Origin of the sequence: Citrobacter sp. Cf072, from assembly GCF_030334485.1 — a bacterium.
Lineage (GTDB): Bacteria > Pseudomonadota > Gammaproteobacteria > Enterobacterales > Enterobacteriaceae > Citrobacter > Citrobacter freundii.
This window is the reverse complement of the sequence record NZ_JAOWDX010000034.1, coordinates 39,876-65,677: the sequence shown is the minus strand read 5'-3', so window position 1 is coordinate 65,677 and position 25,802 is coordinate 39,876. Positions and strand designations below refer to the sequence as shown.

The window sequence follows — 25,802 nt, the reverse complement described above, 5'->3', positions numbered from 1 at the left end:
GGATAAAAAATCAGGGGATAGTTATACGGATTGACTGACAAAAATGCCAGCCATCTGCCGGGGCTTCGGATTGTTCCGGTCTCACTTAACGTATTCAATCTCGTTCACGTACCAGCTGGCTTCGCCACCAGGAGTGTTTACTACTGCGAGATCGCCGACTTCTTTTTTCAGCAGCGCTCGCGCCATTGGTGAGTCGATAGAGATGTAATCTTTACGACCGAAGATCTCATCGTAGCCAACAATACGGAATTTGCGGATGTCGCCATCGTCATTTTCAATCTCAACCCATGCGCCAAAGAAGACTTTGCCCTCCTGCTGCGGGGAGTAATCGACGATTTTCAGATTCTCCATGCACTTGGTCAAATATCGGACGCGGCGGTCGATCTCACGCAGGCGCTTTTTATTATACTGGTAGTCGGCATTTTCGCTGCGGTCACCCAGACTTGCGGCCCAGGTAACTTTTTTGGTGACTTCCGGGCGCTCTTCACGCCAGAGATAATTCAGCTCTTGTTTGAGTTTTTCATACCCTTCACGGGTTATCAGGGGCGTTTTCATCTTATTGTTTTACCTTCGACTCTGTGATGATGCGCACAATTAGTATTACGTGAGCATATCAACAGAATAAATAATGTATTGCGAGAAACATTGTATACTTAAGCTGCTGTTTAATATGCTTTGTAACAATTTAGCCTGGAATTCATACCAGAATTCGCTGGTGACTCACGTTAGCTTTCTTAAGAATATACACTTAATTGTTGCGAACCTTTGGGAGTAATAACAATGCAAGAGAACTATAAGATTCTGGTGGTCGATGACGACATGCGCTTACGTGCGCTTCTGGAGCGTTATCTGACCGAGCAGGGCTTCCAGGTTCGAAGCGTCGCAAACGCTGAGCAGATGGATCGTCTGCTGACCCGTGAGTCTTTCCACCTGATGGTGCTGGATTTAATGCTGCCGGGAGAAGATGGCCTGTCTATTTGCCGTCGCCTGCGCAGCCAAAGCAACCCGATGCCGATCATTATGGTTACGGCGAAGGGCGAAGAAGTGGACCGTATCGTTGGACTGGAAATCGGCGCTGACGATTACATTCCGAAACCGTTTAACCCGCGTGAACTGCTGGCACGTATTCGCGCAGTCCTGCGCCGTCAGGCGAATGAACTGCCGGGCGCGCCTTCTCAGGAAGAAGCGGTCATTGCGTTTGGTAAGTTCAAACTGAACCTCGGTACGCGTGAAATGTTCCGTGAAGATGAGCCTATGCCGCTCACCAGCGGTGAGTTTGCAGTGCTGAAAGCACTGGTTAGCCATCCGCGTGAGCCGCTGTCCCGCGACAAGTTGATGAACCTGGCCCGTGGTCGTGAATATTCTGCGATGGAACGTTCTATCGACGTCCAGATTTCCCGTCTGCGTCGCATGGTGGAAGAAGATCCGGCGCATCCACGCTACATTCAGACCGTATGGGGTCTGGGCTACGTCTTTGTTCCGGACGGTTCTAAAGCATGAGGCGAATGCGCTTCTCGCCACGAAGTTCGTTTGCCCGCACGTTATTGCTCATCGTCACCTTGCTGTTTGCCAGCCTGGTGACGACTTACCTGGTAGTGCTGAACTTCGCGATTCTGCCGAGCCTCCAGCAGTTTAATAAGGTCCTGGCCTACGAAGTTCGTATGCTGATGACCGATAAACTACAGCTGGAGGACGGTACGCAACTGGTGGTGCCGCCCGCATTCCGTCGGGAAATTTATCGTGAGCTGGGTATTTCCCTCTATTCCAACGAGGCCGCTGAAGAAGCCGGACTGCGTTGGGCGCAACACTATGAATTCTTAAGCCATCAGATGGCGCAGCAGTTGGGTGGCCCAACGGAAGTCCGCGTTGAGGTAAACAAAAGCTCGCCGGTTGTATGGCTGAAAACCTGGCTGTCGCCCAACATCTGGGTACGTGTGCCGCTTACGGAAATTCATCAAGGCGATTTCTCACCGCTGTTCCGCTATACGCTGGCGATTATGCTGCTGGCTATCGGTGGCGCGTGGCTGTTTATCCGTATCCAGAACCGACCGTTGGTGGATCTTGAACATGCGGCGCTGCAGGTGGGGAAAGGTATCATTCCACCGCCGTTGCGGGAGTATGGCGCTTCAGAGGTGCGCTCCGTAACCCGAGCCTTTAACCATATGGCCGCAGGTGTGAAGCAGTTGGCCGATGACCGTACGCTGTTAATGGCGGGCGTGAGCCACGATTTACGTACTCCGCTGACGCGTATTCGTCTGGCAACGGAAATGATGGGCGAAGAGGACGGTTATCTTGCGGAGTCCATCAATAAGGACATCGAAGAGTGTAACGCCATCATCGAGCAGTTCATCGATTACCTGCGTACCGGTCAGGAGATGCCGATGGAGATGGCGGATCTGAACTCGGTGCTGGGTGAAGTGGTTGCGGCAGAAAGCGGCTACGAACGTGAAATCGAAACTGCGCTGCAGCCTGGCGCCATTCAGGTGAAGATGCACCCGCTGTCGATCAAGCGTGCGGTTGCCAATATGGTGGTTAACGCCGCCCGTTACGGCAACGGCTGGATTAAGGTCAGTAGCGGTACGGAGACGCATCGCGCCTGGTTCCAGGTAGAAGATGATGGTCCGGGCATCAAGCCGGAGCAGCGTAAGCACCTGTTCCAGCCATTTGTCCGCGGCGACAGCGCGCGCAGTACCAGCGGCACGGGGCTGGGTCTGGCGATTGTGCAACGTATTATCGATAACCATAACGGCATGCTGGAGATTGGTACCAGTGAACGTGGTGGGTTGTCGATTCGTGCATGGCTTCCGGTTCCTTTCACTCGCGCGCAGGGTATCACGAAAGACGTATAAGAAAGGGAGGCGAAATGCCTCCCTTTTTGTTGCTGTAGGCCGGATATGTGGCAACCGCCATCCGGCATTTTTCGTTACAGCTTCGGTCCGGCGCTAACCAGCGCTTCACCCGCAGGGGTGTCGGTGTATTTCTCGAAGTTCTCGATAAACAGTTTCGCCAGTGCATTGGCTTTTTCCTGCCACTGCTCTGGAGACGCGTAGGTATTACGCGGATCGAGAATGCGCGTATCCACGCCCGGCAACTCGGTCGGGATAGCCAGGTCAAACATCGGCAGACGGAACGTTTCTGCGTCATCCAGCGAACCGTTCAGGATGGCGTCAATAATCGCACGGGTATCTTTGATAGAGATACGTTTGCCAGTACCGTTCCAGCCGGTGTTAACCAGATACGCCTGCGCACCTGCCGCCTGCATACGTTTCACCAGCACTTCTGCATACTGCGTTGGGTGCAGAGACAGGAATGCTGCGCCGAAGCAGGCAGAGAAGGTTGGGGTCGGTTCGGTAACGCCGCGTTCGGTACCGGCCAGTTTGGCGGTGAAGCCAGACAGGAAATGGTACTGAGTTTGGTCTGCTGTCAGGCGAGAAACCGGCGGTAGCACGCCAAATGCGTCGGCAGTCAGGAAGATCACTTTGGTCGCATGACCCGCTTTTGACACTGGCTTAACGATATTATCGATGTGATAAATCGGGTAGGAAACGCGGGTGTTTTCAGTTTTGGAACCGTCGTCGAAGTCGATGGAACCATCTTCGCGCACGGTGACGTTTTCCAGCAGCGCGTCACGACGGATCGCGTTGTAGATTTCCGGCTCGGCATCTTTAGACAGTTTGATGGTCTTCGCGTAGCAACCGCCTTCGAAGTTAAACACGCCGTCGTCATCCCAGCCGTGTTCGTCATCGCCAATCAGGCGGCGTTTCGGATCGGTGGACAGCGTTGTTTTACCGGTACCGGACAGGCCAAAGAAGACTGCCACATCACCTTTTTCCCCGACGTTTGCCGAGCAGTGCATGGAGGCAATGCCTTTCAGCGGCAGCAGGTAGTTCATCACGGAGAACATACCTTTCTTCATTTCGCCGCCGTACCAGGTGCCGCCAATCAGCTGGATACGCTCAGTCAGGTTGAAAGCCACGAAGTTTTCAGAGTTCAGACCCTGCTCTTTCCATTGTGGGTTGGTGCACTTAGCGCCGTTCATCACGATGAAATCCGGTTTAAAATCAACCAGCTCTTCGTCGCTTGGGCGGATGAACATGTTTTTGACGAAATGCGCCTGCCAGGCAACTTCGGTAATGAAGCGCACGGAAAGACGGGTATCGGCGTTAGCGCCGCAGAATGCATCAATGATAAACAGGCGCTTGCCGGAAAGTTGCTGGGTAACTAATCCTTTCAGATGCTGCCAGGTTTCCGGGGAGAGCGGTTTGTTGTCGTTCTTACCTTTACCTTTGTCTGACCACCAGAGCGTGTCGCGCGTGGTGTCGTCACGGACAATGTACTTATCCTTTGGCGAACGTCCGGTAAAGATACCGGTATCAACGGCAACGGCGCCCAGATTCGTTAACACGCCACGTTCATAACCTTCCAGGTTTGGATCAAGTTCTTCCTGGAAAAGCGTGTCGTAGTCTGGATTGTAAACGATATCCTGAACGTCATTGATACCATAAGCCTTGAGATCTTGCGGGGTTAAACTGTTGTTCACACGCATTTCACTGCTCCTTAGCCAATATGTATTACCTGGAATAGTAAGGTTTTTTAGGGATTGCTAACCGCGACAAGGCTCATAGATTTACGCATCCGGGAAAATCACGGGTTACCGAATACGCTGCGACTCCTGTCACAAAGAGGCGGATATTATGGCAGGAAACCCTTTTTTGTTGTGGAAAATGTTCTTAAAACGTTAATGAAGAGTGTTTTTGGCGGGAATCTTGTGAGTGTAATCGCATTCACGTAAGAAAATAACGTAACTCATACATATACAATATCGATTCACTTCCCGTCGCGTTAGTCTGAAATCAGCCTACCAATGCTCAAAATTGTGAAGTTGATGCGATAATTAGCTTTTCCCTTCATTCTGGAAACTGACATGGATAGTGCTGAAATTTCACGTACGACGCGTTTGGGCATGATATTTATCGGCCTGCTGCAGGGGGCATTATGCTACCTGCTGATGACATATCTGGTGCCCCATAACGACGGCTGGCTGTTCTATGGCATGCCAGCGACGATTGCGATCACCTCGGCACTTTTGCTTACTGTCGTTTCTTTCAAACAACGCGCGCTGTGGTATTGGATGGCGCTGATCTTTGTTGTGGTGCTGGCGATGAGCGTCTGGCTAAAGTGGCAAGTCGAGGACAGTGATAAGTGGCGGCAACATGAAGTTTTTATGTTCTACGGTTGGCGCTTACTGCTGATGGCGATGCTTGCCTTGCCCTGGATTCAGTACTCGCTTCATGTCTCTCGTGAGCAGGCGCGTTACCCGCATTTTTATCGGCAATTGTGGCTTAATGCGTTGACGTTGCTGATTGTCTTTGTCGCCAACGGTCTGTTCTGGCTGGTGCTCCTGCTATGGAGCGAGATGTTTAAGCTGGTCGGTATTCCCTTCTTCAGCACGCTCTTCTTTGATACCGACTGGTTTGGCTATGTGGCCTTTGGTCTGATTACCGCACTGGCAGTGGTACTGGCTCGTACACAGTCGCGTCTGGTCACGGCGGTACAAAAATTACTGACGTTTATTGCCACCGGTCTGTTACCTCTGGTCGCGCTGTTGGCGCTGATGTTCATACTGACCTTGCCCTTCACCGGACTGGAGGCTATTTCGCAACGCGTGTCTGCGGCCGGATTGATGTCAACGCTGACGCTGCTCCTGTTGCTGTTGATGGCTATCGTGCGTGAACCGCAAAAAGAGGCGTTACCCTATCCTGGCGCGTTACGCTACCTGATCAAATGCTCTCTGGTTGTCGCGCCCATCTATATGCTGATTGCCGGTTGGTCACTGTGGGTGCGAATACAGCAGTACGGTTGGACGCCTGAGCGTTTGTATGGCGTGCTGGTGGTCGTGGTACTGCTGGTATGGTCGTTTGGCTATCTGGCCAGCATTTTACGCCGGGGACACAACCCACTTGAGATTCAGGGAAAGGTCATTCTCGGCGTTTCGTTGCTGGCGTTGGGGCTGTTGGTTCTGCTGTCGTCGCCGGTTATTGATGCATGGCGTATCAGCGTTAACAGCCATATGGGGCTGTATCACAGCGGGAAAATCAAACCGGATCAGGTCAGCCTGTATATGTTGGATCACAGCGGAAAACCGGGGCGCGCAGCGTTGGAAGCATTACAAAAAGATGTGGCGTTTAATCAAGACAGTAAGCGCAGACGCGACTTGAATTCTCTGCTGCAAGGGAGCCGGGATCCGGTTAAAGAGCTAACCGCAACACAGTTAGTATCGAAGGTTGTGATTGCTCCGGGGAGCGAGAAGCCAGACGATGCGTTCTGGACGTTTGTCAAAGCACAGGGGTATCGCATCACCTCTTGTGCTGAGCAGAATGCGTGCGTATTGGTGAGTCAGGACCTCAATGCGGATGGTCATCCTGAGCAGGTGCTATATGCTTTTGGCGATGGGGAGAGTCTGGTCTTCGGCATGCAGAAAAACAAATGGGATTTGTTAGCTGTTGCCAGGCTACCTGAAGGATTCAATCAGGATAAATTGCTGCAGGCGGTGGCGAATCAGCAACTGGGGTCAGCCCCCAGAATCTGGCGGGATATCACTATTGATGGCAAAAGACTACCGATGACTTATTACACCGAGTGAGTGTGTTGCCGACCGCGTTTTTGCCGGATAGCAGCGCGAACGCCTTATCCGGCCTACGACAGTTTTTCCGTAGGCCTGATAAGCGCCGCGCCTTCAGGCAAGACGGTGATTAATGCACCTGTGGATCGGCAGGGGAGGCGTTGCTGCGGATCTCTGCAATATCCATGGCGTTAAACAGATAGTGGCTACCGCAGTAATCGCAGTGCATATCGATCTCGCCTTCTTCCGTCAGAATGCTGTCAACTTCTTCGTCCGGCAACGTTTTCAGTGCGCCTGCGCAGCGTTCGCGTGAACAGGTGCATTTGAACTCAACGTCCTGCGGATCGTAGAGAGTAACCTCTTCTTCGTGGTATAGGCGCCACAGCACTTCGTTGGCCGGCAGCGTCAGCAGCTCTTCGGCCTTGATGGTTTCGGTCAGGGCGGTCAGGTGATCGAAATCATCTGCCTGTGCGTTTTGCGCCGGCATCACTTGCAGCAGCATTCCGCCAGCAGCGGGTTTGCCATCAACATCGCCAGTGCGGATGAACAGGCGTGTCGGCAGCTGTTCGGAACGCATGAAGTAGTCTTCCAGACAGGCTGCCAGCGTGTCACCTTCCAGACCGACCACGCCCTGATAACGCTCGCCTTCTTCCGGGGTAATGGTGATCACCAGGTAGCCGTTGCCCACCAGGGTTTTCAAATCGGCATCTTCAGGAATATCACCCTGCATGCGGGCCACGCCGCGCATCTGCTGATTGTTGTTGCCGTTGATGACGGCCAGGCTCAGCGGACCATCACCCTGCAACTGCACAGTGATATCACCGGCAAACTTCAGCGTAGCGGTGAGCAGGCTGGTGGCAACCAGCAGCTCAGCCAGTACGTTTTTGACCGGCTGCGGATAAGTATGATTTTCGAGGATCTGTTGCAGGGTTTCCGAAACGGTCACCAGCTCGCCGCGCACGGCAAAGTTTTCAAACAGATAACGATGTAATTGGTCATGTTGCGGCATAATCATCTCTCTTGCAGGTGACAGTCACTCGCTGTCGCCATGTTTAAATCGTAACAGGTCGCGGCGCTCTTTCTTGTCCGGTCGTCTGTCCGGGTGCGGCATGGTTAACGCGTTAAGTTTACGCGCCAGCGCCATTTTTTCGCGTTTTTCCACGCTTTCCGCGGTTTCTTCATACAGCGTAACGGCTTCCGTTGCCGGGCGACGCTGCTCGGTAATGGCCTTGATAATGACCGTTCGCTCGTCATTTCCCTGGCGAAGGGTGAGGGTGGCGTTCAGCTCGACAATCTTGCTCGGCTTACTGCGCTGGCCGTTGTAGTGCACCTTACCGCCTTCAACCATTTCGCGGGCTAGCGCACGCGTTTTGTAAAAGCGTGCAGCCCACAGCCATTTATCCAGCCTGACTTCAGCAGAGGGCTTTTCTTTCATGGCGTCTCCTTCACATCAGTGAGGGGATCAGTCGGCGGTAGTCATTCAGTGACGGATGGCGTGCGTACTGCTTTTCGGCGATGCCGGAGTCGGGATTGGTTACGCCGAGGCAGTAACGAATACCGTACAGAGCAGCGGCGTCGAGAATGGGTTCGCTGTCGTCAATAAACAGCGTCTTCTCTGCACTCATTCCCGTTTCTTCAGCCACAGCGTGCCATAACCGCTGATCCTCTTTGGGATAACCAAATGTGTGGGTGGAAAGTAATAAATCAAGGTGTGAGGCCAGACCGGTATGCTCCAGCTTCACCGCCAGATTATGCGGATGCGCGTTGGTGAGCAAAATACGGCGCTTGCCGCTGGCTTTTAAGGCATCAAGAAACGGTACGGTATCTTCACGCAAAACGGCGCGTGGTCCCTGTTCCGTTGTCATGGCGCAAATATCCAGATCCAGGCACTCGCTCCAGTAATCCAGGCAGTACCAGTTTAGCGTATGCTGCACGGCATGATACTGCTGACGAATATAGTCCTGGGCTTCCTGGGGAGAGATACCCTGCTTCGCGCCATAGGTTTCCGGTACCAGTTTTTGCCAGAAATAGTTATCGAATGCCAGGTCGAGCAGCGTGCCGTCCATATCTAACAACACGGTGTCGACATCCTGCCAGGCAATATTGATATGCATGGAAACTCCCCACAAGAAAACATGATGCGCGACAGAGTAGCATATCCTGTCGTGCGAGCGTGTTATCGAATCAGGCTTTCCGGGTCGTCAATCAGCGTTGGATTCAGGCAACTTTCGTAGTAGCTCTGAATTTCCGCGATGCGGGTGCGGTGACGCTGGTAGCGTCTGAATGCCTGCACGCTGTTGTAGACAGCGCATCCGAGCATGGAGAACATCAGCAGCGTCGTGCCAAGGTAGCGCCATAACCCTGAACGATCCGGGATACGGTGCAGGCCAATGTGCTGGGTGCCATTGGCGTCAGTCGAAATATTGGTGACGATCCCCTCTGCGCGAAATGGTGTCTGCATCAGCATCTGCGCCAGGCGCTGGAAGGCGTTCCACTGTTCCTGGGGAGGATAGTCATATAGCGAGGTCGTCGGCCACGGCTGATCGACCAGATCGCTGCCTTCATCGCTGATAATCAGGAAACCGCCGGGAGCAGGGCTATTCAGCGCCTGGGCCGCTCGCGCAGTCTCGCGTGAAATAAATGGTGCCGTAGAGGTATTCACCAGATTATCTAACGACTCAGCGCTTACCGGACGCAGCAGCACGTTCACCCCATCCAGTTTGCCTGCGTTCGCTCGCTTTACCAGCGCGGCCCAGTCTTTGCTGTTACCGAGGTTAACCAGCGCATTCTTTAAGCGTACGCATTCATCTTTGGCTGCACACAGATCGGCCGTTTTCAGGACAATCTCACCAAAATCGTCCAGTAACACCATGCCGGACTTTTGGATTGCCGATCGTAGCGATGCGCTGACGCGAGAGTCATCGTCAGGTTTGGGATGCAGCTGGCGGTTCACGGTCTGCGTGAGCGCAGTGGCCTTATTCACCAAATCGGATTCGGGCAGTGGTAATGCGCGTGCGTCATTCCAGATAATTTGCGAGCAATCGAAAGGCATAAACGGCGTGGTGGGCTGTGCATTCCAGCTCCCTTGGGTATGAATATTACACATACCCGTACCGCTCAGGTGCAGCGTGTCACCCACGCGAACGCCCGCGTTTTCGAGCTGTTTAACGCTGGTGGCTTCGATAGTTTGCGCGCCCTTCATCCAGGAAAGCGTGACCTTTATCGGCATATCCAGCGGGATCCAAAACAGCAGCATCAGCAGTACCAGCAACGAGCCGCCAGCGATGACGGCGTTGCGCAGCCAATGTTGCAACGGGAAATTTTTGACTTCATCGTGCAGAGATAAAAAACGCCCCTGGCGGACAACGTGGCGATCGAGATAAATATCGATATCCGTTTGCTGGCCAAGGTCTTGGGCGATGTAAGGTTGCCAGTGAGGTGGGTAGATCAGATCAATAATACCCAGCGAGATATTATTAATTTGCTCCTGGTCGTTTTCGCCAAACAACCCCCAGCGACGCGGCGTACCGCGCAGACAATGAATTTCCCGCAGGGCGGTTTTGGACGGCGGGGCGAATAATCCCCACAGACCCGCAGCTAACAGCAACACCGCGCCACCGACTGCCCATGGAACAAACGTATTCGGGATAACCAAACAGAAAAAGAACAGCAGGAATGATGCGGTTATCAGCAACGCCTCGCGCAATCCCGAAGGGCGGCTGAGCGCATATTCTTCATGGGTTTCCTGGCGAATATTCAGCAGTTCAATCTGCTCACTTTCTTCACCACGAATGGATGCCTGGGTAGAAGCGGTGTGCTGCAACGCATAGCCACGCGCTTCCTGCATATATTCCTGCAGCGTATGGCCGTTCAACGAGATAACCAGCGGTATTGTATCGGTATGGATTATCTCAACGCTGTTTTCGTCATTGATGTATTGTTCCCAGAAAGGGGGAAGGTGCACCTCAACGGAATCAAGATAGTAGCGCCATTTGTTAGGATCGTCGGTGGTGATGCCGTAACGTGTAATCGAACGAGTAAGCACGATGACGCTATTACTTTGGGCATTCAACGTTAATGAGACTGGCGCAGAACTGGCTCCAGTTGGACCAGGTACTTGCTGAATTTGACTAAGGCTTTCGAGATAGTTTTCGACGGCACTGCGTTCTTCAGGCGCGAGTTTACGTTTCGAGGCGTCTGAGAAGACGCTGCTCAAGGGTAAATTTTTCTGCCTGGATTTTGATTTGAGTAGCCATCCTGCAAGCAATGAGCAGGCCAGCAAAGCAGCTAAAAAAATCAGAATGGTGCTCATGCTTTCCCCATCTTACTTAGTCTGTCAGGCGTGGTCAGTCGCACCCTGTTCAATATTCGTGATTCTGTGGTTGGCTATCGGCAAGTGTGGAGTCGAACTTGAGCATCTTTAAGTACAGCCCAGTAAAAGCGAATCATAGCAAAATCACTAAAAATGGAATATCAGCAAATTCCTGGAGTTATTTCAACCTATTGACTTTTAATTTGAAATAGGGATTAACTTTTAGTACGTTACATAAATGTAAATAAACGGCAATTCACATTGCCGAAACCGTGCGGTATATCGCACAATAACCCCAGATTTCACAGCAAAGATCCTCACAATGAGCAAATCATTACAGAAACCCACGATTTTGAAAGTGGAAACCGTCGCCCAATCCCGGCTGTTTAAAGTCGAAAGCGTGGACCTTGAGTTCAGCAATGGCGTACGCCGCGTTTATGAACGTATGCGTCCATCCACGCGTGAAGCGGTAATGATTGTGCCGATTGTTGACGACCACATGATCCTCATCCGCGAGTACGCAGTCGGGACCGAATCTTACGAACTGGGTTTTTCCAAGGGATTAATCGATCCTGGCGAAAGCGTTTTTGAGGCGGCGAATCGGGAGCTGAAAGAAGAGGTGGGGTTTGGCGCAAAAGATCTGACGTTTTTAAAGAAACTCAGCATGGCACCATCTTATTTCTCCAGCAAGATGAACATCGTGGTGGCAGAAGATTTATATCCTGAATCGCTGGAGGGTGATGAACCTGAGCCATTACCGCAGGTGCGCTGGCCGCTGGCGCATTTGATGGACCTGCTGGAAGATCCTGATTTTCACGAAGCGCGTAATGTCAGTGCGTTGTTCCTCGTACGCGAATGGCTGAAAGGGCAGGGGCGGCTTTAATTTCTCTGCAGCTAATACACGAACAACAAAAAAGGCGCCTAAGCGCCTTTTTTGATCAGAACAGTTCGTGCGTCTCACCATTATCGATAATGGTCGTCCCCACTTCATGCACCGCCTGTTGCGTCGGCTGAGTGCCTTCAATGAAGTACTCTGCGCGGCTATTGCCACCGCTTGCCAGTTGTCCTGTGCTGCGATCGATATTGACCGTCACGATACCCGGTGGCGGCGTCAACGGCTGTTCAGGCACGCCTTCCAGCACGGACTTCATGTAGGCATCCCATGCTGGCTGCGCACTCTTCGCACCGCCTTCGTAGCCGGAGATTTGGTCTTTGATCGCGCCGGAAGCTGTCGTATGACCAAGGTTGCGGCGATGATCATCAAAGCCGATCCATACTGACGTCACCACGCCTGGTCCGTAACCGGAGAACCACGCATCTTTAGAGCTGTTGGTGGTTCCGGTTTTCCCGCCGATATCATGACGCTGTAAATCGCGACCTGCGCGCCAACCGGTTCCCATCCAGCCTGGTTCACCAAATATATTGGTGTTCAGCGCGCTTTTAATCAGGAAGGCCAGCGGTGTGTTGATCACGTGCGGAGCGTATTCCTGTGTGCCGCTTTGCGCGACCAGTGCCTGGTTAGCCTGCTCAAGCTGTGGCATAGGCACGGCGGCATTCTGCTGTTCCTGCGAGACAGCGACATCTTCTACGTTACTGTTTTCCAGCACGTTAGATTTCTGGGTATCGCCGTAAATCACCGGAATATCGCATTCCGGGCAGGCAATTTTCGGCTTCGCTTCGAAGATAACGCCGCCCATATCGCTTTCGATCTTACTGATGAAATATGGATCGACCAGGAAGCCGCCGTTAGACATCACTGCGTAACCGCGCGCCACCTGCAACGGTGTGAACGAAGCCGAACCCAGCGCCAGTGACTCGGTATGCACAATGTTCTGTGCCGGGAAACCGAAACGTTGCAGATACTCTGCCGCGTAATCCACGCCCATGGCGCGCATGGCGCGTACCATCACCACGTTTTTCGACTGACCCAGCCCCTGACGTAAGCGGATAGGACCGGCGTACTGCGGCGGGGAGTTCTTCGGCTGCCAGTCGGAACCAGCACCGGCATCCCAGCGGGAGATTGGCACGTCGTTGAGCATGCTCGCCAGCGTCAGACCTTTATCCATCGCGGCGGTATACAGGAATGGCTTGATGTTAGAACCCACCTGGCGTAACGCCTGCGTTGCACGGTTAAACTTGCTCTGGTTGAAGTCAAAACCACCAACCAGTGCCAGCACCGCGCCGTTTTGCGGATTGATGGAGACCAGTGCGGAGTTGACGTCTGGCACTTGCGCCAGCCACCAGGCATCGCCCACCTGGCGTACCCAGATTTGCTGGCCGGCCTGTACCACGTCGGTCACTTTGCGCGGCGTTGGGCCTTGTTGAGTATCCGAGCGGTAAGGACGCGCCCAGCGCATGCCATCCATGCGTAATGACACTGACGTACCATCCGCCAGCGCGGCAATGGCTTCCTGCGGATTGGCACTGGTAACAACCGCCGGTAACAGCGGTCCATAAGTCGGCAGCGCTTTCAGCGTATCGGTGATTTTTTTGCTGTCCCAACTGCTTTCGCCCACTTTCCACAGCACGTTCGACGGGCCGCGGTAGCCGTGGCGCATGTCGTAATCCATCACGTTGTTGCGTACTGCCTGCTGAGCTGCCTGCTGTACTTTGCGTGTAATGGTGGTGGTGATGCGATACCCGTCTTCATAGGCTTTCTCACCATAACGGTTATACATCTCCTGGCGCACCATTTCAGACAGATATGGTGCAGAGAAAGCGATTTCCGGCGCGTGGTAGTTGGCGTCAATGGCTTCGCCGCGCGCCTGATCGTACTGGGCCTGCGTGATGTAGTTTTCGCTCAACATACGCGACAGTACAACGTTACGTCGCGCGGTTGCCCGGTCCATCGAATAGAGAGGGTTGAAGGTTGACGGCGCTTTTGGCAGACCGGCAATCACCGCAATTTCACTTAAGCTGAGTTGATCCACCGTTTTACCGAAATAGACCTGCGCGGCAGCACCCACGCCATAGGCGCGATACCCCAGGTAAATCTTGTTCAGATACAGCTCGAGGATCTCATCTTTACTCAGCAGTTGTTCAATGCGGATCGCCAGGAACACTTCTTTGATCTTACGCATCAGCGTACGTTCCGGGCTCAGGAAGAAGTTTCTCGCCAACTGCTGGGTAATGGTACTCGCCCCTTGCGACGCGTGACCAGAGAACAATGCTACGCTGGCCGCACGGAAAATCCCCACCGGGTCTACCCCGTGGTGCTCATAAAAGCGGCTGTCTTCTGTGGCGATAAAGGCTTTAACCATTACCGGCGGCATCTGATCCAGCGTGACCGGGATTCGACGTTTCTCGCCATACTGCGCGATTAGCTCGCCGTCAGCGCTGTAAACCTGCATCGGGATCTGTAAACGCACATCTTTGAGCGTCGCGACGTCAGGTAATTGCGGCTCGATATAGCGATAAAGGCCATAAATCGAGCCTGCTCCCAGCAGGATGCAACATACTGCAAGGATTAATAAATACTTTACGAACTTCACTGGAGATTTCCCATTTAGTGGCATTTGGGCAGTTTATAAACAAACGCGCGGTAGTATAAAGGCAAGCCAGACGCATTGATATACCCGTTAAAGCGACGGGTGATAAGGAGATCATCAGCAATGGCTTTCAATATCTGGAAAATTGGTCTGCATATTCAGCAACATGAAGTGCTGGCTGTCGCTATCGTTCGCGAAGCATCAGGTTGGTATCTGCAACGCTGGTGGCGTATACCGCTGACGCCTCAGGTTATCGTCGATGGCCACATTCGCGAGCCTGAACAGCTGGTCGCCGCGCTACTGTTGTGGAGCCGGGAGCTCCCTCGCCGACACCATATTCATCTCTCTTTTCCCGCCAAAAGGACGTTACAAAAAAAGTTTCCTCGTCCGACAATGACGTTACGCGAGCCAGAGCAAACCGCATGGTTGTCCGGTTCGATGGCGCGTGAACTGGATATGGCGCCGGATGCGCTGCATTTTGATTATAGCGAAGACACGTTGAGCCCGGCGTTTAACGTCACTGCTGCGCAAAGCAAAGAGATTTCAGCGCTTCTGACGCTTATCCAAACCCTGAAGGTGCAGGTTACGGCGATTACCCCGGACGCCAGCGCGTTACAGCGATTTATTCCCTTCCTGCCGGAGCATCACCGGTGTCTGGTATGGCGTGATGATGCCCAGTGGTTATGGGCGACCCGTTCAGCATGGGGACGTAAATCAACGGGCGATATTGGCCGTATCGAAGAACTTGCCACGACATTATCTCTGCCCACGACAGCCATTGCGAAATGCTCCCCCGGCGGCTTCGATCCTTTAAGCGCCGTGTCTGTACGCCAGCCGCCCATTCCAACGCAAAGCCATCACTTCGCCATTGCGCTGGGACTCGCTATGGGGGGCGTGTACTGATGATTGCGACCATTAATCTTCTGCCCTGGCGTCAGGCTCGGCGTTACGCTTGCCTGCGCTTCTGGGGCATCTTATTTAGCGCTTCACTCTTGCTTAGTATTGGCGTGTTGTTGCGCTATTACAGCGCTTTGAGTGTAGAAAATCGGGCTGAATTGTTGCTGGCAGACGCCGAAAAGACGCGGGCCGAGGCCCTCATGGCGCTGAAGCCGCGTATGCAACTGCGCCAGCAACGATGGCAGCAGGTTCAGGCGCGGAACAAACAGCGTGAGCAGACCCGAAGCTGGCAGCGGGCTTTGCAAGGGCTGGCGGAATTACTGCCGGAGCAGGCGTGGTTAACAAAAATGACCTGGCAGGAGGACACGCTGGAACTGACGGGAAACACACTGAACTTTGCCGCATTGAAGGCATTGGAAGCGCAATTACGCCAGTTGCCGTTGTTTATGTTGAACAGCCCTGGAGAAACGCAGCAGGATGCACAGGGACGCTGGCAATTCCACTTTCGACTGACACGGAGCGGTGCGCATGATAACGCTCTGTGATGTCTGGTTAGCGCAGTCGCCACGCTTTCGACTCATATGCTGGTGCGGCTGGATGTTGGGGGGTACTCATACTGGTGACGCTATGTCTTTACCCCGTAGCGCGGGAGCGGACTATGCAACGCGAGTCGCTGGTCCAGCAACGTGCGGCTATTCAGATGCAATGGCGAGATGTATATCTGCTGGCGGCATCACCAGCAGAGTCTGAAGAGAAACTGACCCTGTTCTCCCCGCTGCTGTTTCAGAATTCACTTACCCGTCTTATCCACTGGCAACCCTCAGCTCAGGGGGGAGAGATGGCGCTGATATCGGCCTGGGATGCTATCCCGCTGACATTTGTCCAGTTGGCGGCTCAGGGGATGAACGTCAGCCGATTTTCGCTTAGCGCAGAAGGTACGGAGCTGCTGCTAACGCTAAAGCTGGAGCGCCTGAATGATGGTTGAGCGCTGGCTGTTGATATGCGTAAGCGTACTGATGCTTACCGGTATGCGTAATCCCTTCCTGCCGCCGGAGGACCGTTGTCAAATTGCTGAGCTGTCGACATGGCGTTTTCAGGGCATGGTGAGTCAGGGCACACGACCCATCGGCATCGTTCAGGATAGCCAGAAAAAATGGCTGCGGGTTAAGCGAAATGACGTCCTGAAAAACGGTTGGACGATTATGCAGATAACGGCCCAGAACATAACTCTCGACACAGAAAAAAACTGCGAACCGCCGCGGTGGCAGTGGCAGCGACAAGGAGCGGTAAATGAAGCGATGGATAGCGTTGATACTAATGGCACTGGCGGTTGGGATAACAAGCGCGCTGGCGACGAAACCGCAAAACGTGACGCTGGTAGTCGATGATGTGCCGGTTACGCAGGTATTGCAGGCGCTGGCTGAACAGGAACAAAAAAACCTGGTGGTTTCGCCGGATGTCAGCGGTGTGCTGTCGCTGCATTTGACGGATGTCCCCTGGAAGCAGGCATTGCAGACGGTGGTGAAAAGCGCCGGTCTGGTATTACGCCAGGAGGGCAATATTCTGCATGTGCATTCTGTTCAATGGCAGAGTGAAAATGCGGCTCGTCAGGAAAACGAGCAGGCGCGGATTCAGGCTAGTCTTCCGCTGGAACATCGCAGCATCATTTTGCACTATGCTGATGCCACCGAGCTGGTAAAAGCCGGAGAAAAGCTGCTCAGTGCCAAAGGAAGCATGACGGTGGATAAACGAACCAACCGCTTACTGCTGCGTGACAATCGTGTTGTTCTTGATACCCTGGAAACGTGGGTGGCGCAAATGGATTTGCCGGTTGCCCAGGTTGAACTGGCGGCGCATATCGTCACCATTAATGAAAAAAGTTTGCGTGAGCTGGGGGTGAAGTGGTCACTGGCTGACGCACAACAACCGGGGGCGGTTGGGAATGTCACAACGCTTGCCAGCGATCTCTCTGTAGCCACCGCCACATCCCGTGTGGGATTTAACATTGGCCGTATTAACGGTCGTTTACTGGAACTGGAGTTGTCTGCGCTGGAGCAAAAACAGCAACTGGATATCATTGCCAGTCCACGATTACTGGCATCTCACCTGCAACCTGCCAGTATTAAGCAGGGTAGTGAAATCCCCTATCAGGTCTCCAGCGGTGAAAGCGGCGCGACATCCGTCGAGTTTAAGGAAGCTGTGTTGGGGATGGAGGTAACGCCAACGGTGTTGCAGAAAGGGAGAATCAGGCTGAAACTGCATATCAGCCAGAATGTTCCGGGACAGGTTCTACAGCAGGCAGATGGCGAAGTGTTGGCTATCGACAAGCAAGAGATTGAAACGCAGGTCGAGGTAAGAAGCGGCGAGACGATTGCGCTTGGCGGGATTTTTTCACATAAGAATAAATCCGCAGCCGACAGCGTGCCGCTATTAGGCGACATTCCCTGGCTTGGCTCTCTTTTTCGCCATGATGGTAAAGAAGATGAACGGCGCGAATTAGTGGTCTTTATAACGCCCAGACTGGTTTCAACGGAATAACTTATGCATGAAAAGCCGTTGTTTTTGCACTGAACACGTTTCAGGGATTTGACGTGAGGGTGTATTTAGCATACAAGGAGTACCGATTTGAGCGTCGGTACTTTTCTTTACTTATGCGGCAGTGAATACGCTTTGCCTTTCCGGTGGTGTGCCATAGGCTTATTGGGTGTCATTTGGCTGCGCGATACGTCGCCAGGTCTGATGTTTGCAGGGTAGCATGCCTGCCACGACCAGAAATGCGTTAGGTTTGGTGATTTATTCAGTTGCCAAACCCGCTTGAGTATTGAGATAATTTTCAGTCTGACTCTCGCAATATCTTATGAGGTTTCAGTTCATGTCCTGCTGCGCTGGGTGTCTGCGAAGCGGGTTTACCATTAACGAATAGTCTTAGTAGTACCGAAAAAATGGCAGAGAAACGCAATATCTTTCTGGTTGGGCCTATGGGTGCCGGAAAAAGCACTATTGGGCGCCAGTTAGCTCAACAACTCAATATGGAATTTTACGATTCTGATCAAGAGATTGAGAAACGAACCGGAGCTGATGTGGGCTGGGTCTTCGATGTAGAAGGTGAAGACGGCTTCCGTGATCGCGAAGAAAAAGTCATCAACGAGTTGACGGAAAAACAGGGTATTGTGCTGGCAACTGGCGGTGGCTCTGTAAAATCACGTGAAACACGTAACCGTCTTTCCGCGCGTGGCGTCGTGGTCTATCTTGAAACGACAATTGAAAAACAACTTGCGCGTACTCAACGTGACAAGAAACGCCCGTTGCTGCAGGTAGAATCACCGCCTCGTGAAGTTCTGGAAGCGTTGGCTGACGAACGCAATCCTCTGTACGAAGAGATTGCTGACGTGACCATTCGCACCGACGATCAGAGCGCAAAAGTCGTAGCAAACCAGATTATTCATATGTTGGAAAGCAACTAATTCTGGCTGAATACACACTCGTCTGCGGGTACAAGTAACTAAGGTGGATGTCGCGTAATGGAGAGGATCACAGTCACTCTCGGGGAACGTAGTTACCCTATCACCATCGCGGCTGGTTTGTTCAATGAGCCAGCTTCATTCTTACCGCTGAAATCGGGCGATCAGGTTATGTTGGTGACCAACGAAACCCTGGCCCCCCTTTATCTCGATAAGGTTCGCGGCGTACTTGAACAGGCGGGTGTTAACGTTGATAGCGTTATCCTTCCCGATGGCGAGCAGCATAAAAGCCTGACGGTTCTGGATACGGTTTTCACCGCGTTACTGCAAAAACCGCACGGTCGTGATACCACGTTAGTTGCCCTTGGCGGCGGCGTGATTGGCGATCTGACCGGTTTTGCGGCAGCCAGCTATCAACGTGGTGTTCGTTTTATTCAAGTCCCGACAACCCTGTTGTCGCAGGTCGACTCCTCCGTTGGCGGCAAAACCGCCGTAAACCATCCCCTCGGTAAAAACATGATTGGCGCGTTTTACCAACCGGCCTCCGTGGTGGTGGATCTCGATTGTCTGAAAACGCTTCCTGCGCGTGAGCTGGCATCGGGGCTGGCGGAAGTGATCAAATACGGCATCATTCTTGACGGTGAATTTTTCAGCTGGCTGGAAGACAATCTGGATGCGTTGTTGCGTCTGGACGGTCCGGCGATGGCGTACTGTATTCGTCGTTGTTGTGAGCTGAAAGCAGAAGTTGTCGCAGCAGACGAGCGTGAAATGGGCTTACGTGCTTTACTGAATCTGGGGCACACGTTTGGCCATGCGATCGAAGCTGAAATGGGTTATGGCAATTGGTTACATGGTGAAGCAGTTGCAGCAGGTATGGTAATGGCTGCCCGTACGTCTGAACGTTTGGGTCAGTTCACCTCCGCTGATACGCAGCGCATCATTACGCTGTTACAGCGAGCAGGCTTACCGGTGAATGGGCCGCGTGAAATGTCCACTGAGGCTTATCTGCCGCACATGCTGCGAGATAAAAAAGTGTTAGCGGGAGAGATTCGTTTGGTGCTTCCGCGAGCGATAGGGAAGAGTGAAGTGCGCGGCGGAGTGTCGCACGAGGTGGTTCTTAACGCTATTGCTGATTGCCAGCAGGCGTAACAACAAGAAAGGTCAGGCTTACGTTGCGAAACGTAGGTCTTTTAGCTTCAGGTTATGTGCAAAGTCGTAAGCATTAACCTTTGAGTGGGGTGTTAAATGGATGAATTCAAACCAGAAGACGAGCTGAAACCCGATCCCAGCGATCGTCGTACTGGTCGTTCTCGTCAATCGTCTGAACGCGATAATGAGCCGCAAATCAATTTTGATGATGTTGATCTGGATGCTGACGATCGCCGTCCTGCGCGCGCACGCAAAGAGCGTGATGAAGAGCAGAACATTGAAGAAGAGTATGAATCTGATGACGATACCGTGGATGAAGAGCGTGTAGAACGTCGTCCGCGCAAGCGTAAGAAAGTCGCCAGCAAGCCTGCCTCCCGCCAGTATATGATGATGGGCGTGGGTGTTCTGGTACTGCTGCTGCTGATTATCGGCATTGGTTCTGCGCTGAAAGCCCCCTCATCTTCTTCCAATGAGCAGGCAGCATCTGGTGAGAAGAGCATCGATCTCTCTGGCAGCAATGCAACGGATCAGGCGAGTGCAACGACACCTGCAACGGGCGCAGAGCAGACTGCTGGCAATACCCAGCAGGATGTTTCCCTGCCACCGATTTCCTCTACCCCGACTCAAGGTCAGGCACCTGCGGCAACTGAAGGGCAGCAGCGTGTTGAAGTGCAGGGCGATTTGAACAACGCTCTGACACAACCGCAAGGCCAGGAGCAAGTTAACAACGCTGTGGTTAACTCTACGCTGCCGACCGAACCTGCGACCGTTGCGCCGATGCGTAATGGTAATGCTGCGCGCCAGACTGCGAAAACGGAAACGACTGAACGTCCTGCGGCTACGCATCAGGAACGTAAACAGGCCGTAATTGAGCCGAAGAGCAAACCGCAAACTACGGTGAAAGCGACGCCGACAGAGCCGAAACCTGTTGCCCAGGCAAAACCAACCGCAACTGCGCCGACTACCACAACCAAAGCGCCTGTGGTAACCGCTACGCCGAAAGCGACCGCTGAGCCGAAAGCAACCACGACGGCGCCAGCACAGACCGCAACGCCTGCGCCAACGGCGACAGCAACAACGACAACACCTGTTGCTGGCGGAGCGAAAAGTGCAGGTAACGTTGGAGCGTTAAAATCTGCGCCGTCCAGCCATTACACGCTGCAGCTCAGCAGTTCTTCTAACTACGACAATCTGAACGGTTGGGCGAAGAAAGAAAACCTGAAGAACTATGTGGTGTACCAGACGACGCGTAACGGTCAACCGTGGTATGTTCTGGTGACAGGCGTGTATGCGTCTAAAGAAGATGCGAAACGTGCAGTGTCTACGTTACCCGCTGATATTCAGGCGAAAAACCCGTGGGCAAAACCGCTGCACCAGGTTCAGGCCGATTTGAAGTAAGATAGGATATGTTCTGCAATGGTTTGCTGTTTCGCCCAATTGCGGGACAAAGACTAAAGCGCAGGATGCTGTCGGAGCTTTCTCCACAGCCGGAGAAGGTGTAATTAGTTAGTCAGCATGAAAAAAAATCGCGCTTTTTTGAAATGGGCAGGGGGGAAATACCCCCTGCTTGATGATATCAAACGGCATTTACCTCAGGGTGAGTGCCTGATTGAACCTTTCGTGGGTGCCGGGTCGGTGTTTCTCAACACCGACTTTTCTCGTTATATTCTTGCCGATATCAACAGCGACCTTATCAGTCTCTATAACATCGTGAAGACGCGTACCGATGAGTATGTGCAGGCTTCTCGTGAGCTGTTTATGCCTGAAACCAATCAGGCTGAGGTGTACTATCGGTTCAGAGAAGAATTTAATGCCAGCCAGGATCCGTTCCGCAGAGCAGTGCTGTTCTTGTATCTGAACCGCTTTGGTTACAACGGATTATGCCGTTATAACCTGCGCGGCGAGTTTAACGTCCCGTTTGGGCGTTATAAAAAACCTTACTTCCCGGAAGCCGAGTTGTACCATTTTGCTGAGAAAGCGCAGAATGCGGAGTTCCATTGCCTCTCCTATGAAGAGTGCATGGACCGTGCGGATAGCAACTCTGTGGTCTATTGTGACCCGCCTTATGCACCACTTTCGGCGACGGCAAATTTCACTGCGTATCACACCAACAGCTTTAGCCCGAAAGAGCAGGCGCATTTGGCCGAGATGGCAGAAAAGCTGGTCAGTAAGCAGATCCCAGTGTTAATTTCGAACCACGATACGCCCGATACCCGTGAATGGTACCGAGCGGCGAAACATTTTCAGGTCAAAGTGCGGCGCAGCATAAGCAGCAATGGCGGCACGCGTAAAAAGGTGAACGAACTGCTGGCACTGTATAAACCAGGAGTTGTAACGCCTGCGAAGAAATAAATCTCAAGGAGAAGCGGATGAAACAGTATTTGATCGCCCCCTCAATTCTGTCGGCTGATTTTGCCCGCCTGGGTGAGGACACTGCGAGAGCGCTGACTGCCGGTGCCGACGTTGTGCACTTCGACGTCATGGACAATCACTACGTACCGAACTTGACCATCGGACCGATGGTACTGAAATCGCTGCGTAAATATGGCATCACTGCCCCGATTGATGTTCACCTGATGGTGAAACCGGTCGATCGTATTGTCCCGGACTTCGCCGCCGCCGGTGCCAGCATCATTACTTTTCACCCGGAAGCCTCCGAGCATGTCGATCGCACTTTACAGCTGATCAAAGAACATGGCTGTAAAGCGGGCCTGGTGTTCAACCCGGCAACGCCGCTGAGCTATCTGGACTACGTCATGGATAAGCTCGATGTGATCCTGCTGATGTCCGTTAACCCAGGCTTTGGCGGGCAGTCCTTCATCCCACAAACGCTGGATAAGCTGCGCGAAGTGCGTCGTCGCATTGATGAATCTGGCTACGATATCCGCCTCGAAGTGGACGGCGGTGTCAAAGTGAACAACATTGGCGAAATAGCTGCTGCAGGCGCAGATATGTTTGTCGCAGGCTCCGCGATTTTCGACCAACCAGACTACAAAAAAGTCATTGATGAAATGCGCAATGAACTGGCGAAGGTAAGTCATGGATAAGTTTCAGGATATTCGGGGCGCTGCATTTGACCTCGACGGTACGCTGGTCGACAGCGCGCCGGGATTAGCCGCAGCGGTGGATATGGCGCTGTATGCGCTGGAATTGCCGGTTGCCGGAGAAGAACGCGTTATCACCTGGATTGGCAACGGTGCAGACGTACTGATGGAGCGCGCGCTGGCGTGGTCTCGTCAGGAGCGCGCGACATTACGTAAAACGATGGGTAAACCGCCCGTTGATGATGATATTCCCGCTGAGGAACAGGTACGTATTTTGCGTAAGCTGTTCGACAGATACTACGGTGATGTCGCAGAAGAAGGGACATTCCTGTTCCCTGATGTTGCCGACACGCTGGGCGCGCTGCATGCGAAAGGATTGCCGCTGGGTCTGGTGACCAACAAACCGACCCCGTTTGTCGCACCATTACTCGAAGCATTAGATATCGCCAAATACTTTAGCGTGGTCATCGGTGGTGACGACGTGCAGAATAAAAAACCGCATCCGGATCCGCTGCTGCTGGTGGCAAGCAAGCTTGGCATCAAGCCTGAGCAAATGCTCTTCGTAGGGGATTCACGCAATGATATTCAGGCGGCAAAAGCTGCTGGCTGTCCGTCCGTTGGCCTGACCTATGGCTACAACTACGGTGAGTCGATCGCGCTGAGCCAGCCCGACGTTATTTACGACCGTATTAATGAACTACTGCCCGCTCTCGGGCTTCCGCATAGCGAAAATCAGGAATCAAAAAATGACTAAGCCCATCGTTTTTAGTGGCGCACAGCCCTCAGGTGAATTGACCATTGGCAACTATATGGGTGCGCTGCGTCAGTGGGTGAGCATGCAGGATGACTACCATTGCATCTACTGCATCGTTGACCAACATGCCATCACCGTTCGTCAGGATGCTCAGCAGCTGCGTAAAGCAACGCTCGATACGCTGGCGCTGTACCTGGCATGCGGTATCGATCCTGAAAAAAGTACAATTTTCGTGCAGTCTCACGTACCGGAGCATGCACAGTTAGGTTGGGCACTGAACTGCTACACCTACTTCGGCGAGTTGAGCCGTATGACCCAGTTCAAAGATAAATCCGCACGCTATGCGGAGAACATCAACGCCGGCCTGTTTGATTATCCGGTACTGATGGCGGCAGACATTCTGCTGTATCAGACCAACCAGGTACCGGTTGGCGAAGATCAGAAACAGCATCTGGAACTGAGCCGCGATATCGCCCAGCGCTTCAACGCCCTGTATGGCGAGATCTTCAAAGTGCCTGAGCCGTTCATTCCTAAATCCGGTGCGCGCGTGATGTCGCTGCTGGAGCCGACGAAGAAAATGTCCAAGTCGGATGACAACCGCAACAACGTGATCGGTCTGCTGGAAGATCCGAAATCTGTGGTTAAGAAAATCAAACGCGCGATGACCGACTCTGAAGAGCCGCCTGTTGTACGCTACGACGTGCAGAACAAAGCGGGCGTTTCCAACCTGCTGGATATCCTCTCTGCGGTTACCGGCCAGAGCATTCCGGAGCTGGAACAGCACTTCGAAGGCAAAATGTATGGTCATCTGAAAGGTGAAGTCGCAGAGGCCGTTTCCGGTATGTTGACCGAGCTTCAGGAGCGTTATCACCGTTTCCGTAACGATGAAGCTTTCCTGCAGAAAGTGATGAAAGACGGTGCGGAAAAAGCCAGCGCACGTGCGTCTGTTACGCTGAAAGCCGTTTACGAAGCGATTGGTTTTGTCGCCAAGCCGTAATGCGCTCTGTGTTGTTGAAGAAACCGGGTTAGGCCCGGTTTTTTTTCGCCTGTTGGTTTGTGAACCTCAAAAAATGTGAAGCGCCTCGCCGTTTGCATATTTCCTCATTGCGTTATATCTTCACTTTAATGAAGATATAAATATTCAATTTACTGAAAATATAAAATGCGTCGGACATTTATCAAGAAAGAGGGGGTTGTGCTGACAACCCTAGCCCGTTACCTGCTCGGTGAGAAGTGCGGTAACAGATTGAAAACTATTGATGAACTGGCAGCCGAGTGTCACTCATCGGTAGGGTTAACCCAGGCTGCGTTGAAAACGCTGGAATCCTCTGGGGCAATCCGTATTGAGCGTCGTGGGCGCAACGGTAGCTATCTGGTGGAGATGGATAACCGTACGCTGCTTAAGCATGTGGATATTAATAACGTGGTCTGTGCGATGCCGCTGCCTTACACCCGTTTATATGAAGGGCTGGCGAGTGGGCTGAAAGCGCAGTTCGATGGGATCCCGTTTTATTACGCACACATGCGTGGGGCTGATATTCGCGTGGAATGCCTGCTAAACGGCGTCTACGACATGGCGGTGGTTTCTCGTCTGGCGGCGGAAAGTTACCTTGCTCAGGACGGGCTGCGCATCACGTTGGCGCTGGGACCGCATACCTACGTTGGCGAGCATCAGCTAATTTGTCGCAAGGGCGAATCTGCAGTTGTAAAACGTGTCGGGCTCGATAACCGTTCGGCGGATCAGAAAATCATGACCGAGGCCTGTTTTGGCAACCGTAACGTTGAATTGATCGATATGCCTTATCACGAAAGCTTGCAGCGCATCGCGAAAGGGGATGTGGATGCGGTTATCTGGAACGTGGTTGCAGAGGCCGAGCTGGCGGTACTGGGGTTAGAAGCCACGCCGCTCACCAACGACCCGCGATTTCTGCAGGCCACGGAGGCCGTGGTACTTACCCGCGCAGAGGATTATGCGATGCAGCAGCTACTGCGCGCCGTTGTTAACAAAGAGGCGCTGCTTGCCCACCAACAACGTGTGGCGAACGGTGAACAGGAACCCAGTTATTAAGTGAAGG

The 25,802-nt window shown here is 52.9% G+C and carries 23 protein-coding genes and 1 pseudogene; 17 read left to right on the top strand and 7 right to left on the bottom strand.

Features of this window, described 5'->3' with window-relative positions; all coding sequences use genetic code 11:
• Positions 1-81: 81 nt before the first annotated feature.
• Positions 82-555 (bottom strand): transcription elongation factor GreB, encoded by a 474-nt coding sequence (gene greB / locus OGX66_RS03185; RefSeq protein WP_003023524.1) that lies wholly within the window; start codon positions 553-555, stop codon positions 82-84.
• 225 nt (positions 556-780) lie between these two features.
• On the opposite strand from greB, the gene ompR reads away from it, so the two are divergent.
• Together ompR and envZ are read left to right on the top strand one after the other, a co-directional pair.
• A complete protein-coding gene (gene ompR, locus OGX66_RS03180; protein ID WP_001157751.1) occupies positions 781-1,500 on the top strand; it encodes an osmolarity response regulator transcription factor OmpR in 720 nt (239 codons plus the stop codon).
• Positions 1,497-2,849, top strand: a complete 1,353-nt coding sequence (gene envZ / locus OGX66_RS03175) for a two-component system sensor histidine kinase EnvZ (protein WP_003837891.1) — start codon at positions 1,497-1,499, stop codon at positions 2,847-2,849. The genes ompR and envZ overlap by 4 nt, the downstream gene beginning before the upstream one ends.
• Positions 2,850-2,923: 74 nt before the next feature.
• On the opposite strand, the gene pckA is transcribed toward envZ, so the two are convergent.
• Entirely contained in the window at positions 2,924-4,546 is a 1,623-nt protein-coding gene (pckA, locus tag OGX66_RS03170) for a phosphoenolpyruvate carboxykinase (ATP) (protein WP_003023529.1), read from the bottom strand.
• A gap of 378 nt (positions 4,547-4,924) precedes the next feature.
• Between pckA and OGX66_RS03165 the strand changes: the two genes are divergently transcribed.
• Positions 4,925-6,643: a DUF4153 domain-containing protein gene (locus OGX66_RS03165; RefSeq protein ID WP_286510887.1), complete on the top strand. Its 1,719-nt coding sequence runs from the start codon at positions 4,925-4,927 to the stop codon at positions 6,641-6,643.
• 109 nt (positions 6,644-6,752) lie between these two features.
• Here OGX66_RS03165 and hslO read toward each other — a convergent pair whose 3' ends face one another.
• From hslO to igaA, 4 genes are all read right to left on the bottom strand, one after another.
• On the bottom strand, positions 6,753-7,631 hold the full coding sequence (gene hslO / locus OGX66_RS03160) for an Hsp33 family molecular chaperone HslO (protein WP_286510885.1): 879 nt from the start codon (positions 7,629-7,631) through the stop codon (positions 6,753-6,755).
• Positions 7,632-7,655: 24 nt separating this feature from the next.
• Positions 7,656-8,057, bottom strand: coding sequence for a ribosome-associated heat shock protein Hsp15 (gene hslR, locus OGX66_RS03155; protein WP_003837900.1), 402 nt, complete (start codon positions 8,055-8,057; stop codon positions 7,656-7,658).
• A gap of 10 nt (positions 8,058-8,067) precedes the next feature.
• Positions 8,068-8,736 (bottom strand): GMP/IMP nucleotidase, encoded by a 669-nt coding sequence (gene yrfG, locus OGX66_RS03150; RefSeq protein ID WP_003023533.1) that lies wholly within the window; start codon positions 8,734-8,736, stop codon positions 8,068-8,070.
• Between the two features lie 62 nt (positions 8,737-8,798).
• On the bottom strand, positions 8,799-10,934 hold the full coding sequence (gene igaA, locus OGX66_RS03145; RefSeq protein WP_270932815.1) for an intracellular growth attenuator protein IgaA: 2,136 nt from the start codon (positions 10,932-10,934) through the stop codon (positions 8,799-8,801).
• Between the two features lie 322 nt (positions 10,935-11,256).
• Between igaA and nudE the strand changes: the two genes are divergently transcribed.
• The gene (gene nudE / locus OGX66_RS03140) at positions 11,257-11,817 is read left to right on the top strand and encodes an ADP compounds hydrolase NudE (protein WP_003837903.1); all 561 of its coding nucleotides are present in this window, start codon (positions 11,257-11,259) and stop codon (positions 11,815-11,817) included.
• A gap of 55 nt (positions 11,818-11,872) precedes the next feature.
• On the opposite strand, the gene mrcA is transcribed toward nudE, so the two are convergent.
• On the bottom strand, positions 11,873-14,425 hold the full coding sequence (gene mrcA / locus OGX66_RS03135) for a peptidoglycan glycosyltransferase/peptidoglycan DD-transpeptidase MrcA (RefSeq protein WP_003837905.1): 2,553 nt from the start codon (positions 14,423-14,425) through the stop codon (positions 11,873-11,875).
• 120 nt (positions 14,426-14,545) lie between these two features.
• Here mrcA and OGX66_RS03130 point away from each other — a divergent pair, with 120 nt between their 5' ends.
• The 13 genes and pseudogenes from OGX66_RS03130 (at position 14,546) to yhfZ (ending at position 25,795) form a co-directional block, all read left to right on the top strand.
• Complete coding sequence (locus OGX66_RS03130; protein WP_088903001.1) at positions 14,546-15,325, top strand: type IV pilus biogenesis protein PilM; 780 nt, start codon at positions 14,546-14,548, stop codon at positions 15,323-15,325.
• Positions 15,325-15,864: a PilN domain-containing protein gene (locus OGX66_RS03125; RefSeq protein ID WP_032937257.1), complete on the top strand. Its 540-nt coding sequence runs from the start codon at positions 15,325-15,327 to the stop codon at positions 15,862-15,864. Before OGX66_RS03130 ends, OGX66_RS03125 begins: the two co-directional genes overlap by 1 nt.
• Positions 15,848-16,304 (top strand): annotated as a pseudogene (locus OGX66_RS03120) (HofO family protein). The gene OGX66_RS03125 and the pseudogene OGX66_RS03120 overlap by 17 nt, the downstream one beginning before the upstream one ends.
• Entirely contained in the window at positions 16,294-16,707 is a 414-nt protein-coding gene (locus OGX66_RS03115; protein WP_032937259.1) for a HofP DNA utilization family protein, read from the top strand. The pseudogene OGX66_RS03120 and the gene OGX66_RS03115 overlap by 11 nt, the downstream one beginning before the upstream one ends.
• Positions 16,610-17,857, top strand: coding sequence for a DNA uptake porin HofQ (gene hofQ / locus OGX66_RS03110; protein WP_088903003.1), 1,248 nt, complete (start codon positions 16,610-16,612; stop codon positions 17,855-17,857). The genes OGX66_RS03115 and hofQ overlap by 98 nt, the downstream gene beginning before the upstream one ends.
• A 404-nt stretch (positions 17,858-18,261) precedes the next feature.
• Positions 18,262-18,783 (top strand): shikimate kinase AroK, encoded by a 522-nt coding sequence (gene aroK / locus OGX66_RS03105; protein ID WP_003023552.1) that lies wholly within the window; start codon positions 18,262-18,264, stop codon positions 18,781-18,783.
• Positions 18,784-18,840: 57 nt separating this feature from the next.
• A complete protein-coding gene (aroB, locus tag OGX66_RS03100; protein ID WP_003837915.1) occupies positions 18,841-19,929 on the top strand; it encodes a 3-dehydroquinate synthase in 1,089 nt (362 codons plus the stop codon).
• 96 nt (positions 19,930-20,025) lie between these two features.
• On the top strand, positions 20,026-21,327 hold the full coding sequence (damX, locus tag OGX66_RS03095; protein ID WP_032937261.1) for a cell division protein DamX: 1,302 nt from the start codon (positions 20,026-20,028) through the stop codon (positions 21,325-21,327).
• A gap of 117 nt (positions 21,328-21,444) precedes the next feature.
• A complete protein-coding gene (gene dam, locus OGX66_RS03090) occupies positions 21,445-22,281 on the top strand; it encodes an adenine-specific DNA-methyltransferase (protein ID WP_003023558.1) in 837 nt (278 codons plus the stop codon).
• Between the two features lie 17 nt (positions 22,282-22,298).
• Complete coding sequence (gene rpe, locus OGX66_RS03085; RefSeq protein WP_003023561.1) at positions 22,299-22,976, top strand: ribulose-phosphate 3-epimerase; 678 nt, start codon at positions 22,299-22,301, stop codon at positions 22,974-22,976.
• Positions 22,969-23,727 (top strand): phosphoglycolate phosphatase, encoded by a 759-nt coding sequence (gene gph, locus OGX66_RS03080; RefSeq protein WP_003837920.1) that lies wholly within the window; start codon positions 22,969-22,971, stop codon positions 23,725-23,727. The genes rpe and gph overlap by 8 nt, the downstream gene beginning before the upstream one ends.
• Positions 23,720-24,724 carry a tryptophan--tRNA ligase gene (trpS, locus tag OGX66_RS03075; protein ID WP_003023564.1) on the top strand — a complete coding sequence of 335 codons (1,005 nt, stop codon included), beginning with the start codon at positions 23,720-23,722 and terminating at the stop codon, positions 24,722-24,724. Before gph ends, trpS begins: the two co-directional genes overlap by 8 nt.
• A gap of 165 nt (positions 24,725-24,889) precedes the next feature.
• Positions 24,890-25,795 (top strand): GntR family transcriptional regulator YhfZ, encoded by a 906-nt coding sequence (gene yhfZ, locus OGX66_RS03070; RefSeq protein WP_003837923.1) that lies wholly within the window; start codon positions 24,890-24,892, stop codon positions 25,793-25,795.
• Positions 25,796-25,802: the final 7 nt, after the last annotated feature.